The 12,905-nt window shown below is 64.7% G+C and carries 16 protein-coding genes; 13 read left to right on the forward strand and 3 right to left on the reverse strand.

The genetic code is table 11. From position 1 onward, the window contains the following. Positions 1-70 precede the first annotated feature (70 nt). A complete protein-coding gene (locus tag VW23_RS15230) occupies positions 71-280 on the reverse strand; it encodes a DUF2842 domain-containing protein (RefSeq protein WP_069910404.1) in 210 nt (69 codons plus the stop codon). 81 nt (positions 281-361) lie between these two features. On the opposite strand from VW23_RS15230, the gene VW23_RS15235 reads away from it, so the two are divergent. The 11 genes from VW23_RS15235 to VW23_RS15285 all read left to right on the forward strand — a co-directional run bounded on the left by VW23_RS15235 (position 362) and on the right by VW23_RS15285 (position 9,365). Then, positions 362-1,414, forward strand: a complete 1,053-nt coding sequence (locus VW23_RS15235; protein WP_069910405.1) for a COX15/CtaA family protein — start codon at positions 362-364, stop codon at positions 1,412-1,414. A gap of 308 nt (positions 1,415-1,722) precedes the next feature. Then, entirely contained in the window at positions 1,723-2,187 is a 465-nt protein-coding gene (rplM, locus tag VW23_RS15240) for a 50S ribosomal protein L13 (RefSeq protein ID WP_055878849.1), read from the forward strand. Continuing rightward, positions 2,187-2,669: a 30S ribosomal protein S9 gene (gene rpsI / locus VW23_RS15245; RefSeq protein WP_055997900.1), complete on the forward strand. Its 483-nt coding sequence runs from the start codon at positions 2,187-2,189 to the stop codon at positions 2,667-2,669. The genes rplM and rpsI overlap by 1 nt, the downstream gene beginning before the upstream one ends. 221 nt (positions 2,670-2,890) lie before the next feature. Further along, positions 2,891-3,916 carry a glycosyltransferase family 4 protein gene (locus VW23_RS15250; protein WP_069910406.1) on the forward strand — a complete coding sequence of 342 codons (1,026 nt, stop codon included), beginning with the start codon at positions 2,891-2,893 and terminating at the stop codon, positions 3,914-3,916. Positions 3,917-3,968: 52 nt separating this feature from the next. Beyond that, positions 3,969-4,238, forward strand: a complete 270-nt coding sequence (locus VW23_RS15255) for an autorepressor SdpR family transcription factor (RefSeq protein ID WP_244488447.1) — start codon at positions 3,969-3,971, stop codon at positions 4,236-4,238. Continuing rightward, entirely contained in the window at positions 4,235-4,882 is a 648-nt protein-coding gene (locus VW23_RS15260; RefSeq protein ID WP_069910407.1) for an SdpI family protein, read from the forward strand. Before VW23_RS15255 ends, VW23_RS15260 begins: the two co-directional genes overlap by 4 nt. Before the next feature lie 44 nt (positions 4,883-4,926). Beyond that, on the forward strand, positions 4,927-5,262 hold the full coding sequence (locus tag VW23_RS15265; protein WP_069910408.1) for an ArsR/SmtB family transcription factor: 336 nt from the start codon (positions 4,927-4,929) through the stop codon (positions 5,260-5,262). Further along, entirely contained in the window at positions 5,259-5,717 is a 459-nt protein-coding gene (locus tag VW23_RS15270) for an SRPBCC family protein (RefSeq protein WP_069910409.1), read from the forward strand. Before VW23_RS15265 ends, VW23_RS15270 begins: the two co-directional genes overlap by 4 nt. A 306-nt stretch (positions 5,718-6,023) precedes the next feature. Next, on the forward strand, positions 6,024-7,241 hold the full coding sequence (locus VW23_RS15275; protein WP_069910410.1) for an LL-diaminopimelate aminotransferase: 1,218 nt from the start codon (positions 6,024-6,026) through the stop codon (positions 7,239-7,241). A gap of 178 nt (positions 7,242-7,419) precedes the next feature. Continuing rightward, the gene (locus VW23_RS15280; protein WP_069910411.1) at positions 7,420-8,385 is read left to right on the forward strand and encodes an iron-siderophore ABC transporter substrate-binding protein; all 966 of its coding nucleotides are present in this window, start codon (positions 7,420-7,422) and stop codon (positions 8,383-8,385) included. 11 nt (positions 8,386-8,396) lie between these two features. Further along, positions 8,397-9,365: an ABC transporter substrate-binding protein gene (locus VW23_RS15285; RefSeq protein WP_069910412.1), complete on the forward strand. Its 969-nt coding sequence runs from the start codon at positions 8,397-8,399 to the stop codon at positions 9,363-9,365. 9 nt (positions 9,366-9,374) lie between these two features. On the opposite strand, the gene VW23_RS15290 is transcribed toward VW23_RS15285, so the two are convergent. Beyond that, complete coding sequence (locus VW23_RS15290) at positions 9,375-9,791, reverse strand: type II toxin-antitoxin system VapC family toxin (protein WP_069910413.1); 417 nt, start codon at positions 9,789-9,791, stop codon at positions 9,375-9,377. Next, positions 9,788-10,039 carry a FitA-like ribbon-helix-helix domain-containing protein gene (locus tag VW23_RS15295; RefSeq protein ID WP_069910414.1) on the reverse strand — a complete coding sequence of 84 codons (252 nt, stop codon included), beginning with the start codon at positions 10,037-10,039 and terminating at the stop codon, positions 9,788-9,790. The genes VW23_RS15290 and VW23_RS15295 overlap by 4 nt, the downstream gene beginning before the upstream one ends. 289 nt (positions 10,040-10,328) lie before the next feature. Between VW23_RS15295 and VW23_RS15300 the strand changes: the two genes are divergently transcribed. Both VW23_RS15300 and glpX read left to right on the forward strand, forming a co-directional pair. Beyond that, positions 10,329-11,669, forward strand: coding sequence for a homoserine dehydrogenase (locus VW23_RS15300; protein ID WP_069910416.1), 1,341 nt, complete (start codon positions 10,329-10,331; stop codon positions 11,667-11,669). Positions 11,670-11,848: 179 nt separating this feature from the next. Continuing rightward, a complete protein-coding gene (gene glpX / locus VW23_RS15305) occupies positions 11,849-12,829 on the forward strand; it encodes a class II fructose-bisphosphatase (protein WP_069910415.1) in 981 nt (326 codons plus the stop codon). Positions 12,830-12,905: the final 76 nt, after the last annotated feature.

The raw sequence follows: 12,905 nt of genomic DNA on the forward strand, positions 1-12,905 counted from the left end.
GTGCTGACTGCACCACCCCCTCCCTCAATCCCTCCCCTCAAGGGGGAGGGAAGCCGACCGGGGCACAGTCTTATTCCGCGTCCGGCTTTGCCATCCAGCGGATGATCCAGGTCGCGGGGTAGAACCAGCTCATCCCCATCACGGCGAAGAAGCCGATCAGCAGCCACCACACCGCGGCGCCGAGGAAGCTCATGTAGATCCACATGCCGAGCACCGACCAGACCAGCAGTGAGGCGAGGATCAGCACGGTGCCGAGGAGCTTGCGGGTGGACTGGGTCATGGCTCATAGCTTCCGATGCGGCATCGCGGCCATTGAATGGAGCGGCTGCCGGGAGTAGGTCGGGGCCGAAAGGAACCCATCTTGGCTTTCAGCGCAACCGAACAATCCGTCACACCATCCAGGCCGGCGACTGATCGGCTGCGGCCGGTCCGCCTCTGGCTCTATGGCATGGCGCTCCTGGTGCTGATCATGGTGGTGGTCGGCGGCGCGACGCGGCTGACCGAGTCCGGGTTGTCGATCACCTCGTGGAAGCCGATCTCGGGCGCCATCCCGCCGCTCAGCGATGCCGACTGGCAGGCCGAGTTCGAGGCCTATAAGCAGATCCCGCAAGGCGTGCAGAATGCCTGGATGGGGATCGAGGATTTTAAGTCGATCTTCTGGTGGGAGTGGGCGCACCGCTTCCTCGGTCGCGTCATCGGCTTCGCCTTCGCCATCCCCTTCGTGGTGTTCCTGGTCCAGCGCCGCTTCAACTGGAGCCTTGCCGCGCCGCTGGCCGGGCTGTTCGTGCTCGGCGGCTTCCAGGGCTTTCTCGGCTGGTGGATGGTCTCGTCCGGCCTGTCGGAACTCACCTCGGTATCGCAATACCGGCTCGCCGCGCATCTGGGCGCCGCCTCGCTGCTGTTCATTGCGCTGGTCTGGGTAGCGCGGCGGCTCGAACCTGCCAGACCCACCAGTCCCGCCGGCTGGCCAGTCTGGGGGCTGCTGGCGCTGATCCTTGTGCAGATTGTCGCCGGCGCCTTCGTTGCCGGGCTCGATGCCGGCATGGGCTACAACACCTGGCCACTGATGGATGGGGCGCTGATCCCGCATGGGCTCGACGTCATCGAGCCGTTCTGGAAGAACCTGTTCGAGAACACCCTGACCGTGCAGTTCATCCACCGGATGATCGCCTATGCCGTGGTGCTCTATGTCGGCTGGCTGCTGTGGCGCCAGTCGAAGCGCGGCGGTTTTGGCGGTGTGCACGGCTGGCTGCCGCGCATCTCGCTGCTGATCCTGTTGCAGGTAGGGCTCGGTATCGCCACGCTGCTCAACATGGTGCCGATCTCCCTGGCGCTCGGCCACCAGGCGCTGGCCTTCATGCTCGCCGGGCTGGTGACGGCCTATCTGGCGGATACGACGGCGCGCCGGGCCTAGGCTCAGGCTCTCCAAGCACTCGATGTCGTCCCCGCGAAAGCGGGGATCTCCGTTTGCGATCGTGCCGCAGGCAAGAAAACAGAGGTTCCCGCGTTCGCGGGAATGACCCGGTGGGTACAGGCGGCATCTCGTCGGGCGATGATATCAAGAAAATCAATGGCTTAGCATGTGGTATCATAATACCCACTGCACAAGCCATTGTAATTACATCGCAAAATCTTTCCGCTTGACGCTTTCCGGTGGCGTCCGTATATCCGCGCCACGAATACGGGGCAGGGGACACTCTGCCTGCTTTCAAGGAAAACGAGATGAGCACCTACACGGCGAAGCCGGACGAGATCCAGAAGAAGTGGATCCTGATCGACGCCAAGGACCTGGTGGTTGGCCGTGTTGCCTCCATCATCGCCATGCGTCTGCGCGGCAAGCACCTGCCGACCTACACCCCGCACATGGATACCGGCGACCACGTCGTCGTGATCAATGCCGACAAGGTGAAGCTGACCGGCAAGAAGCTCGATCAGCGCCGGTTCTTCTGGCACACCGGGCATCCGGGCGGCATCAAGGACCGGACCCAGCGTCAGCTGCTCGAGGGCCGTTTCCCCGAGCGCGTGCTCGAGAACGCCGTCCGCCGCATGATCCCGGAAGGCCCGCTCGGCCGCAAGCAGTACGGCAACCTGCGCGTCTATGCCGGTGAGACCCACCCGCATGAGGCTCAGGCGCCCGTGAAGCTCGACGTCGCTTCGTTCAACTCCAAGAATGTGAGGGCCAAGTAATGGCCGAGACCATCAATTCGCTCGAAGACCTGGGCGCTGCCAACGTCGTCGCTGTTGCCGCCGATGCTCCCGTGCACGTGCAGAAGCTCGACGCGCAGGGCCGTGCCTATGCCACCGGCAAGCGCAAGAACGCCATCGCCCGCGTCTGGATCAAGCCGGGTGCCGGCAAGATCACCGTCAACGGCAAGGAGTTCAACGCCTTCTTCGCCCGTCCGGTGCTCCAGATGGTGCTGCAGCAGCCGATCGTCGCCGCCGCGCGCGTCGACCAGTACGACGTCATCGCCACCGTTTCGGGCGGCGGTCTGTCGGGCCAGGCTGGCGCCGTCCGTCACGGCATCTCCAAGGCTCTGACCTATTTCGAGCCCGAGCTGCGCGGCGTGCTGAAGGCCGGCGGCTTCCTCACTCGCGACAGCCGCGTGGTCGAGCGTAAGAAGTACGGCAAGGCTAAGGCCCGTCGTTCCTTCCAGTTCTCCAAGCGCTAACGCTTGCTACTTGGGCGGCCATCTGCCGCGGTTTTCTGCGCTTCCGGTGCTCACGTACTTTAGTACGCTCCGCTCCGGTTCTCGAGAACCACGGCACCTGACTCGCCCAAGCGCAAGCCAAGCTTCGAGTTTCAGATTTGCCGAGGGGCCGGAGCGATCCGGCCCCTTTGCTTTTGGCGTCTGTCCAAGTTACCCATTGCCCGCCTTCAGACGAGCAGCCAATGCCGCAGCCCAAGACCGTTCTCATCGTCACCGACGCCTGGCACCCGCAGATCAACGGGGTGGTGCGTTCGATCGAGCTGGTGATCAAGGAGATGGAAAAGCGCGGCATCGCCGTGAAGCTCCTGACCCCGAACGAGTTCAAGACCTTCCCGATGCCCGGCTATGGCGAGATCCGCCTGAGCCGCACGCTGATGAAGCCGGTCTATGCGCGGATCGAAGCTGCGGCGCCCGACGCCATCCACATCGCCACCGAAGGCCCGCTCGGCATCATGGCGCGCCGCTGGTGCCGGAAGCACCGGTTTGCGTTCTCGACCGCCTACCACACGCAGTTCCCCGAATACCTGCGGGCCCGATTGCCGGTGCCGCTGCGCTGGAGCTACCGGTTCCTGCGCTGGTTTCACGGCGCGGCGAAATACTGCCTCGTCGGCACACCGCACCTGAAGACGCTGCTGGAACAGCGCGGCTTCACCAATGCGGTGATCTGGCAGAAGGGCGTCGATACCGAGCTGTTCAACCCGGCTCGACGCGAGCCGCTGGCCTATGATGGGCCGGTGTTCCTCTATGTCGGCCGCGTCGCGGTGGAAAAGAACATCGAGGCGTTCGTCTCACTCGACCTTCCCGGCACCAAGCTGGTGGTGGGGGGAGGGCCGAGCCTCGAGAAGCTGAAGGCCGAATACCCCGACGTGGTGTTCGTTGGCCCCAGGCAGGGCGAGGAGCTGGCGAGGCTGTTCGCCTCGGCCGACGTGTTTGTATTCCCGTCGAAGACCGACACCTTCGGCCTGGTGTTGCTCGAGGCCCTGGCCAGCGGCACGCCGGTGGCGGCCTTCCCGGTGACCGGGCCGATCGATGTGATCGGCGATGCGCCGGTCGGCGTGCTCGACCATGACCTGAAGGCGGCGGCGCTGAAGGCTCTGGACGTTTCGCGAGAGGGCTGCCGTGCCTACGCTGAGCAGTTCTCCTGGGCGGCCAGCACCGACCAGTTCCTGCAATATCTGCCGGTGAAAGGCGACACTCGTTCGCCTTGACTCTAATTAGAGAAATATCTAAATAAGGCCCGTCGCCACGCGAGCGGGTCTTATGGGTATCAACGCCGTCTTCGAAGCTCTGTCGCACCCGGTGCGCCGGGAAATCCTCCAGCTCCTCAGGGGCGGGCCGATGTCGGCCGGCGCGCTGGCGGAGCACTTCACGCTGAGTAAGCCCACGCTCTCGGTGCACTTCGCCAAGCTGAAAGAGGCCGAGCTCGTCGCCGTCGAGCGACAGGGCACCAGCCTCATCTACCACCTCAACATGTCCATTCTCGAAGAGGCTCTCTCGGGCCTTATGAGCTTCAAGGAGCCCAAGTCATGAGCCCGCTGTTCACCCCGATCCGCATCGCGCTCCTCGTCGCCCTCGTTGCGGTGTTCGTCGCCGGGCTGGCGCTGGTGCCATCAGGCACCATGCTGCCGGTGCACTGGGGGCCGAGCGGCGAGGCCGATGGGTTCCTGCCGCGCGAGTGGGCCTTGCTCGTGCCATTCCTGATGGTGGCGGTGGTCTGGGTGATCTTCCTCGCGATTACCAGGTTCGGAAAGCCCAGCGACATCGCGGCCGGTAGGCACAGCTACGGCGTGGTCGTGACGGCAATAACCGGGCTCGCGCTGGTCATGGAGGCGGCGACCGTGCTGATCGGCATAGGCGTGCCGGTGAACATGGTGCAGGTCATCGGCTTTGCGCTCGGTGGCCTGTTGGTCGTCCTTGGTAATGTGCTGCCGAAGTCGCAGCCCAACAGCTTTGCCGGCCTCAGGCTGCCGACCACGCTCAAGGACACGGCCAACTGGCAGGCCACGCATCGCCTCACCGGTCTGCTCTGCATCGTCTCCGGCCTCGTACTGGTCGCCGCCGCCGCACTGGTCCCGACTCCTGCCCTGATCTGGTGGCTGCTCGGCTGCGTCTTCGCACCGATCCTGGTCGGCGTCGCCTACTCGCTCCGCTATGCCAGCAAGGCCAGATCGTAAACCATATGGTTTACATTCGGGGTCGAGGCTGCTAGTTAAACCATATGGTTTCAGAACAGCATCTCGACGCCGTCTTCCATGCCCTGAGCGACCCCACCCGCCGCGCCATGCTGCGGGCGCTGGCCGGCGGCGAGCACAATATCGGCGAACTCGCACAGCCGTTCGACATGTCGTTTCCGGCGGCCTCAAAGCACGTTCGAGTGCTGGAGCAGGCGGGCCTGGTGCGCCGGGAGGTGCGGGGCCGATCGCATATCTGCCGGCTGGCGCCCGAGGCGCTGGCCGACGCCAGCGGGTGGTTCGCCTTCTACGAACAGTTCTGGACCGAGCGTTTCGATGCGCTCGACGCATTGTTCCGGCAGAGCAAGGGGAGCAGCCAATGACCAAGACACAGCACAAGCTGGAAATCGTCCGCATCTTCGAGGCGACGCCCGAACAGGTGTATGCGGCCTGGACCGATATCGACACGATGCGCCGCTGGTTCGGCCATCTGGTCGAGGCCGATGCCCGAGTTGGCGGCAGCTACCGGGTCGAGAACCCGTCCGGCAATGGCGGCAAGTTCGCCCATGTCGGCAAGTACCTGGTGCTGGAGCCGGCGCGCCGCATCGTCATGAGCTTCAGCTTTGAAGGCACCGAGACGCACGGCTTCACCGACGAATATATCGAGATGCAGTTCCGCCCGCTGTCCGGCGGCCGCACCGAGATGCGCTTCACCAATGCCTGGAATGGCCCGGGCATGGACGAGGCGGAGCAGGGGGCGCTGAACGAAGGCTGGACCACCTGGTTCGACCAGCTCGAACGCGCTTTGTCCGGTCCGGATGTTGTGGCGCTCTATTGAGCTTGACCATCGGGCGTTGCCGCCTCTAAAGCTCCGTAATCCTCGCTCAGGGTTTGGATATGACTCAGGGAGTAGCAGCGCCAATCGCAGCCGCCGGCTTTGCAGCCGGAGTGGTCGCGCGCGCTAGCGCCGCCGCTCGCTAGCTCTCCCCGAGCGCCGCCATGCGGCTGGGGAGAGCGGAACCTACCGAGCCTGGCGATCGTGATCGCCGCTTAACCGAGTCAAAACCATAATTCCGCGATAATCGGCGCCTCACTGAAGGCGTCGCGGCACTGGCAAGTGCGTCGCGGGTCCACCGAGGTTCCAATGAACGAAGATTTCCACCGCATCCGCCGCCTTCCGCCTTACGTCTTCGCCCATATCGATCCGATCAAGGCCAAGCTCCGCGCCAACGGCGTCGACATTATCGACCTCGGCATGGGCAACCCGGATATGCCGACCCCGCAGCACATCGTCGATAAGCTCAAGGAGACGGTGAAGGATCCGCGCACCCACCGCTACTCGTCGTCCAAGGGCATTCCCGGGCTCCGTAAAGCCCAGGCCAGCTACTATGGCCGCCGCTTCGGCGTGAAGGTGAACCCCGACACCCAGGTGGTGGCGACGCTCGGCTCCAAAGAGGGCTTCGCCAACATGGCCGCGGCGATCACCGCGCCAGGCGACGTGGTGCTGGTGCCCAACCCGACCTATCCGATCCACGCCTTCGGCTTCATCATGAGTGGCGGCGTCGTCCGCTCCATGCCGGCCGAGCCGGACGAGAATTTCATGCGGGCGCTCGATCGCGCCGTGCGGCACTCGATCCCCAAGCCGATCGCACTGATCCTCAACTACCCGGCCAACCCGACCGCCTATACGGCGTCGCTGGATTTCTACAAGGAAGTGGTCAAGTACTGCCGCGAGCACTCGATCTTCATCCTCTCCGATCTCGCCTATTCCGAGATCTATTTCGATGACGAGGTGCCGCCTTCGGTGCTGCAGGTCGAAGGTTCCATGGACATCACGGTGGAGTTCACCTCGATGTCCAAGACCTACTCGATGCCGGGCTGGCGTGTCGGCTTCGCCGTCGGCAACGAGCGGCTGATCGCGGCGCTGACCCGGGTGAAGTCGTATCTCGATTACGGTGCCTTCACCCCGATCCAGGTCGCCGCCGCCTCGGCCCTCAACGGCCCGGACAGCGTCATCGAGGACGTGCGTACCGTCTATCGGGACCGCCGCGATGTGATGGTGGAAAGCTTCGGTCGCGCCGGCTGGACCATCCCGTCGCCCAAGGCGACGATGTTCGCCTGGGCCCCGATCCCCGACCAGTTCGCCCATCTGGGCTCGCTCGAGTTCGCCAAACTGCTGATTCAGGAGACCGGTGTCGCCGTCGCCCCCGGCGTCGGCTTCGGCGAGTATGGCGATCAGTACATCCGCCTCGCGCTGGTCGAGAACGAGCAGCGCATCCGGCAGGCGGCGCGCAACATCAAGAAGTTCCTGCAGAGCCAGCCGAGCCACGGCAACGTCGTGCCGATCACCGCGGCGAAGTAGGGCGGACCGACAAGAGTTTGCAACGGCCCGGTCAGTGACCGGGCCGTTTGCGTTTGTGAGCGCCACCACAGCTTCCCCTCACTCGGGAATGACCCGGTGGGTGCGGCGAACGCCCGAATCCGCTTGCTCCAATAACATGACTATGATTATCAGCTTTCAGCTTGCTGGAGGCCACGTCATGTTCCGCCGACTTCTTGTTGCGTTTGCCCTGTTGTTTGCCGCCGCTCCGGCGCTGGCGCAGTCTTTTCCCGTCACCATCAAGCACGCCTTGGGCGAGACGGTGATCGAGAAAGCCCCCGAGCGGATCGTCACCTGGGGCTGGGGCAACCATGATGCGCTTCTGGCGCTGGGTGTGGTGCCGGTGGCCATGCCGTTCTCCACCTATGGCGGCGGCGACAATGGGCTGCACCCCTGGGTAGAAGAGAAGTTGAAAGAACTTGGCGCGGCGACGCCTGTGCAGCTCTCCGACAGCTCCGACATCCCGTTCGAGCAGATCGCCGCGCAGAAGCCGGACGTGATCATCGCGGTGTTCTCGGGCCTCAATACCGAGCAATACGCCCGCCTCAGCCAGATCGCCCCCACCGTCGCCTATCCCGACCAGCCGTGGAGCACGCCATGGCAGGATGTGACCAGAATCATCGGCCAGGTCGTCGGCAGGCCGGCGGAGGCCGAGCAGCTGGTCGCCGATACGCTGAAGTTCGTTGCCGACGAGGCGGCGAAATATCCGGAGATCGCCGGCACCAGCTTTGCCGGGGTCAACGATTTCGACGGCTCGATCGCCGTCTATGACGCGCTCGATGCACGGATGAAGTTCCTCACCGATATCGGGCTGGTGCTGGCGCCCAGCGTCACCGAGCTGTCGCCCAAGGACGGCTCGTTCTATTACCCGCTGAGCTACGAGCTGTTCGATCAGCTCAAGAGCGACATCCTCATCACCTATTACGAGACCCAGGCGGCTTCGGACGAGTTCTTCGCCAAGCCCTACGCGCAGAGCCAGCCGCAATATCAGAAAGGCGCTTTCGCCTCGCTGGTCGGCATCGAATATGTCGCCGCCGTCTCGCCACCGAGTGCGCTGTCGCTGCGCTGGGGCTTTCCGCACTACGCCGAAATCATCGCGGCGGCCGCCCGCAGCGCCAAGAAGTGAGATTCTGTCCCATGAGACTCGTCCTCCACGCCGTCGCGGCGCTGTTCCTCGCGCTGCTGGCTTCGCCCGCGCTGGCGCAGAGCTTTCCCGTCACCATCAAGCATGCGCTGGGCGAGACGGTGATCCCGGCCGCGCCGCAGCGTATCGTGACGCTGGGCTGGTCCTCGACCGATGCCGCGATCGCGCTCGGCACCGTGCCGGTCGGCTTCCCGAGCTTCCGCTCGGCCGGCTTCGATAAGGATATCGTGCCGTGGGTGGAGGAAGCGATTGCCAAGGTTGGCGGCGCCACGCCCGAGACCTTCGACGATAGCGCCGGTGCGCCGATCGAAAAGATCGCCGCGCTGAAACCCGACCTGATCCTTGCCGTCTACTCGGGCATCAGCGAGGATGAATACAAGCTCCTGAGCCAGATCGCACCGGTGGTCGCCTATCCGGAGCAGCCGTGGACGGCGACCTGGCAGCAGGTGATCAGCATTTCCGGCGAGGCGATGGGCAGGCCGGCCGAGGCGACCGCGCTGGTCGCCGAGCTCGAAGCCTTCATCAAGGCCGAGGCCGCCAAGTACCCGGCACTATCCGGCAAGAGCGCCGTGACGCTGATCGACTACAATGGCGCCGCCGCCATCCATTCGGCCGACGATGCGCGGGCCAAGCTACTGGCGCTGGCCGGGCTGGCGATCCCCGAGCGTTCGCCAGCCGGCGGCGACCTGCAGGGCTTCTGGTATCCGCTGAGTTACGAGAACTTCGACCAGATTCCGGCCGATATCCTCATCGGCTTCTTCAACGCGCCCGAGCTGGCCGACGAGTTCTTTGCTCGCCCCTATATCGCGGCCGCCTCGCAGGTGAAGAGCGGCGCCTATGTGAAGATGGACGACCGCATCCTCAACATGTCGGTGATCTCCTCGAGCGCCCTGTCGATCAAGTGGGGTATGCCGCGCTACTTCGAGAAGGTCGCCGCGGCGGCCGAGCGCGTGGGGAAGTAGGGCGGAGCGTCAGACGTCCCACGGGTTGACGAACGGGACGCCAAAGTCCGTGACCTGCTTGACGTTGCGCGTCGCCAGCGTAGCTCCGTGCACGAGGCTTATCGCCGCCAGTTGAACGTCGAGCGGCGCGAACGTCACCTTCTGTGCGACCATGGGGCCCGCAAGCTCACCATAGATGAGGGCTGCATCCGCGTCGAAAGGCAGGATGCGGTCTTCGAAGTCTGCCAGGGTCGCTTCGACCTGCTCCACCAGCAATGAGCGCTTGGGCCCGGATCCAAGTTTGGCGATACCCGTGCGAAGTTCGGCAACCGTGACCACGGTCAACCACAGCTCTGCCGGGTCCTGCGCGTCCAGCCAGTCAACCACACGCATGTCTGGTCGGGGTCGCATCGGCTCTGAAACGACATTGGTGTCGAGGACGATCATTCGTCGTCAAATATGTCCGGCAGCGGGCGCGAAGGCCCCCGCGGCGGAACGTCCAGTTCGACGCCGCTGAGGGGAGCAAACCTGCGGCGGATGCGCGTGCCCATTCCTTCTCGGGGCTCTACGCGAGCCACCCAGTTCTGCAGCGCCTTTCTGGCTTCCTCTTCCATGGACACACCGTTGGCAGCAGCTCGCTTGCGGAGCCGTTCCTTGACGTCATCGTCCAGCTGGCGAATTGTCAGATTGGCCATTGATCGATCCTCGTGCATGCATTGCATGCAATGCTATCACTGCCTCCCGCCGCCATCAGTCCTATTGACGGATAGGGTCTTTCCTATCCATAGCTCTCGCACCAATTCCGAGAGCTGTTCTATGTCCGATATCCAGTCGTTCCGCCAATCCGTCGAAGCCTTCATTGCGGCGCGCGGTTGGACCCCGACCCGGTTCGGACGCACCATCGCCGGCGACCCGCTCTTCGTGTTCGACCTCAGGGAAGGGCGCGAGCCCCGCTCTGATACGCGGACCCGGATTCTCAAGTCGATGCAGGACCACGCGGACGCTGCGCTCGAGGCGCCGCTGCGCATCGGCGTTGCCGGTCTCGGCAATGTCGGCGCGACGCTGGTCCGCATCATTCAGAAGGACGGCGAGGAGCTGACCCGCAAGCTCGGTCGCAAGATCACCGTCACCGCCGTTTGCGCCCGCTCGCGCAGCCGCGACCGCGGCATCGATGCGAGCAACCTCGAATGGTTCGACGATCCGGTGGCGCTGGCCAAATCCGACAGCATCGACCTGTTCGTCGAGCTGATCGGCGGCGAGGACGGGCCGGCTTTGGCCGCGGTGAAAGCCGCGCTGGAGATCGGCCGCCCGGTGGTCACCGCCAATAAGGCGCTGCTGGCCCGTCATGGGGTGAACCTCGCCAGGGCAGCGGAGGAATCGGGCGCCCAGCTCGGCTTTGAAGCGGCGGTGGCCGGCGGCATCCCTGTGATCAAGACGCTGCGCGAAGGCCTCGGCTCGGCCCGCATCGCCCGCGTCTATGGCATCATGAACGGTACCTGCAACTACATCCTGACCCGCATGGGCAACGAGGGCATCAGCTTCGCCGAGTGCCTCGCCGACGCGCAGAAGCTGGGCTATGCCGAAGCCGATCCGAGCTTCGACGTCGACGGTTTTGACACGGCGCATAAGCTTGCCATTCTCGCCTCGCTCTGCTTCGGCTGCGAAATCGCGCCCGACGAGATCTTCGTCGAAGGCATCACCAGCATCAGCCAGGCCGACATCAAGGTGGCCGGCGACCTCGGCTACAAGATCAAGCTGCTCGGCATCGCCCAGCGCTCGGCCGATGGCATCGACCAGCGGGTGCATCCGACGCTGGTGCCGAAAACCTCTGCGGTGGCCGGCGTCGATGGTGTGCTGAACGCGGTAGCGCTCGAAACCGACCATGTGCACGAACTGCTGCTTGCCGGCCCCGGCGCCGGTGGCCCGCCGACGGCCTCCTCGGTACTGTCCGATATTCTCGACATCGCCCGCGGCACCAAGGTGCCGCCGCTCGGCGTGCCGGTGGCGGAGCTGACGCCCTATCGCCGCGCGCCGATCCGCGAGCACGAGGGCGGCTACTACATCCGACTAAATGTCAGAGATGTCCCCGGAGCGTTTGCCGCTATTGCTACCCGGATGGGTGCCGCGGGCATTTCGCTGGAAAGCGTCATCCAGCGTCCGGATTTGCGTGTTAGCGAGCCGGGCGTGACGGGGACCGAGTCCCGCACGGTGGTGCTGCTCACGCACTCCACCATGGAGCAGACCGTCCGCGACGCCCTCCAGGCGATCAAAGGCGACGGCTTCATCGTCGGCGATCCGCAGATGATCCGGATCGAGCAACTCTAGGAGTGCCTTCAGGAAAAGTTGCAGACTTTTCCGGTTCGAAGGCGCGACAGATCAAAGCCTGGAGCATTTCACCGCTTCAACGAAGCGGTGAAATGCCCGGGAACCCTCCCGGCTTTGCGGTACGGGATGGCGACCGCATAGGCCACGTAAAGCCCCGTGCGGCGGGGAAGGGAGAGTTCATGAAGCTCGGCAAGTCCGATACCGACCGGCAGGCGGCGATCGATCGTTCGCTTACCCTCGAACTGGTGCGTGTCACCGAAGCGGCGGCGCTCGCCGCTGCCACCTGGCGCGGCAAGGGCGACGAAAAGGCGGCCGATGCCGCTGCCGTCGAAGCGATGCGCGCCGAGATGGGCAATGTGCACATCCACGGCCGGATCGTCATCGGCGAGGGCGAGCGCGATGAGGCGCCGATGCTGTTCATCGGCGAGGAAGTGGGCGCCGGCGACGGCCCGGAAGTCGATATTGCCGTCGACCCGCTCGAGGGCACGACGCTGTGCGCCAAGAACCAGCCGGATTCGATCTGCGTCCTCGCCATGGCCGAGCGCGGCGGGCTGCTCAACGCCCCCGACGTCTACATGCACAAGATCGCCATTGGCGCCGGCTACCCCGCGGGCGTCGTTGATCTCGATGCGAGCGCCACCGTCAACGTCAAGGCGCTGGCCAAGGCCAAGGGTGTGCCGGTGAACGAGATCACCGCCTGCGTGCTCGATCGGCCACGCCACGCCGCGCTGATCGATGACCTGCGTACCGCCGGCGTCGCCATCAAGCTGATCTCGGACGGCGATATCGCCGGCATCATCCACGCGGTGAACACCGAGGATACCGGCATCGACATCTATCTTGGCTCCGGCGGCGCTCCGGAGGGCGTGCTGGCCGCGGCGGCGCTGCGCTGCATCGGCGGCCAGATGCAGGGCAAGCTGATCCTCGATACCGATGAGAAGCGCGCCCGCGCGCTGAAGATGGGCATCACCGATCCGAACCGGAAATACCGCACCGACGAGCTGGCTTCCGGCGACGTGCTGTTCGCCGCCACCGGCGTCACCGACGGCACCCTGTTGAGCGGCGTGCGCTACGGCAAGAACACGGTTCGCACCAATACCGTGGTGATGCGCTCCTGGAGCCAGACGGTCCGCTGGATCACCGCGGAGCATCACCGCTAGGCACACTGATAGAGACGGCCCCCTCCCGGCCTCCCCCATGAAGGGGGAGGTGAAGAGTCGAGGCTCTGTCTTCGAT

It is taken from the genome of Devosia insulae DS-56, from assembly GCF_000970465.2.
Classification (GTDB): Bacteria; Pseudomonadota; Alphaproteobacteria; order Rhizobiales; family Devosiaceae; genus Devosia_A; species Devosia_A insulae.

Excerpts from the sequence above, each read along its gene's own strand:
- VW23_RS15300 (WP_069910416.1), top strand. The coding sequence starts at position 10,329 with ATGCAGGACCACGCGGACGCTGCGCTCGAGGCGCCGCTGCGCATCGGC.
- VW23_RS15255 (WP_244488447.1), top strand. The coding sequence starts at position 3,969 with ATGGGTATCAACGCCGTCTTCGAAGCTCTGTCGCACCCGGTGCGCCGG.
- VW23_RS15295 (WP_069910414.1), bottom strand. The coding sequence starts at position 10,039 with ATGGCCAATCTGACAATTCGCCAGCTGGACGATGACGTCAAGGAACGG.
- VW23_RS15280 (WP_069910411.1), top strand. The coding sequence starts at position 7,420 with ATGTTCCGCCGACTTCTTGTTGCGTTTGCCCTGTTGTTTGCCGCCGCT.
- VW23_RS15230 (WP_069910404.1), bottom strand. The coding sequence starts at position 280 with ATGACCCAGTCCACCCGCAAGCTCCTCGGCACCGTGCTGATCCTCGCC.
- VW23_RS15285 (WP_069910412.1), top strand. The coding sequence starts at position 8,397 with ATGAGACTCGTCCTCCACGCCGTCGCGGCGCTGTTCCTCGCGCTGCTG.
- VW23_RS15275 (WP_069910410.1), top strand. The coding sequence starts at position 6,024 with ATGAACGAAGATTTCCACCGCATCCGCCGCCTTCCGCCTTACGTCTTC.
- glpX (WP_069910415.1), top strand. The coding sequence starts at position 11,849 with ATGAAGCTCGGCAAGTCCGATACCGACCGGCAGGCGGCGATCGATCGT.
- rplM (WP_055878849.1), top strand. The coding sequence starts at position 1,723 with ATGAGCACCTACACGGCGAAGCCGGACGAGATCCAGAAGAAGTGGATC.
- rpsI (WP_055997900.1), top strand. The coding sequence starts at position 2,187 with ATGGCCGAGACCATCAATTCGCTCGAAGACCTGGGCGCTGCCAACGTC.
- VW23_RS15250 (WP_069910406.1), top strand. The coding sequence starts at position 2,891 with ATGCCGCAGCCCAAGACCGTTCTCATCGTCACCGACGCCTGGCACCCG.
- VW23_RS15270 (WP_069910409.1), top strand. The coding sequence starts at position 5,259 with ATGACCAAGACACAGCACAAGCTGGAAATCGTCCGCATCTTCGAGGCG.
- VW23_RS15260 (WP_069910407.1), top strand. The coding sequence starts at position 4,235 with ATGAGCCCGCTGTTCACCCCGATCCGCATCGCGCTCCTCGTCGCCCTC.
- VW23_RS15290 (WP_069910413.1), bottom strand. The coding sequence starts at position 9,791 with ATGATCGTCCTCGACACCAATGTCGTTTCAGAGCCGATGCGACCCCGA.
- VW23_RS15265 (WP_069910408.1), top strand. The coding sequence starts at position 4,927 with ATGGTTTCAGAACAGCATCTCGACGCCGTCTTCCATGCCCTGAGCGAC.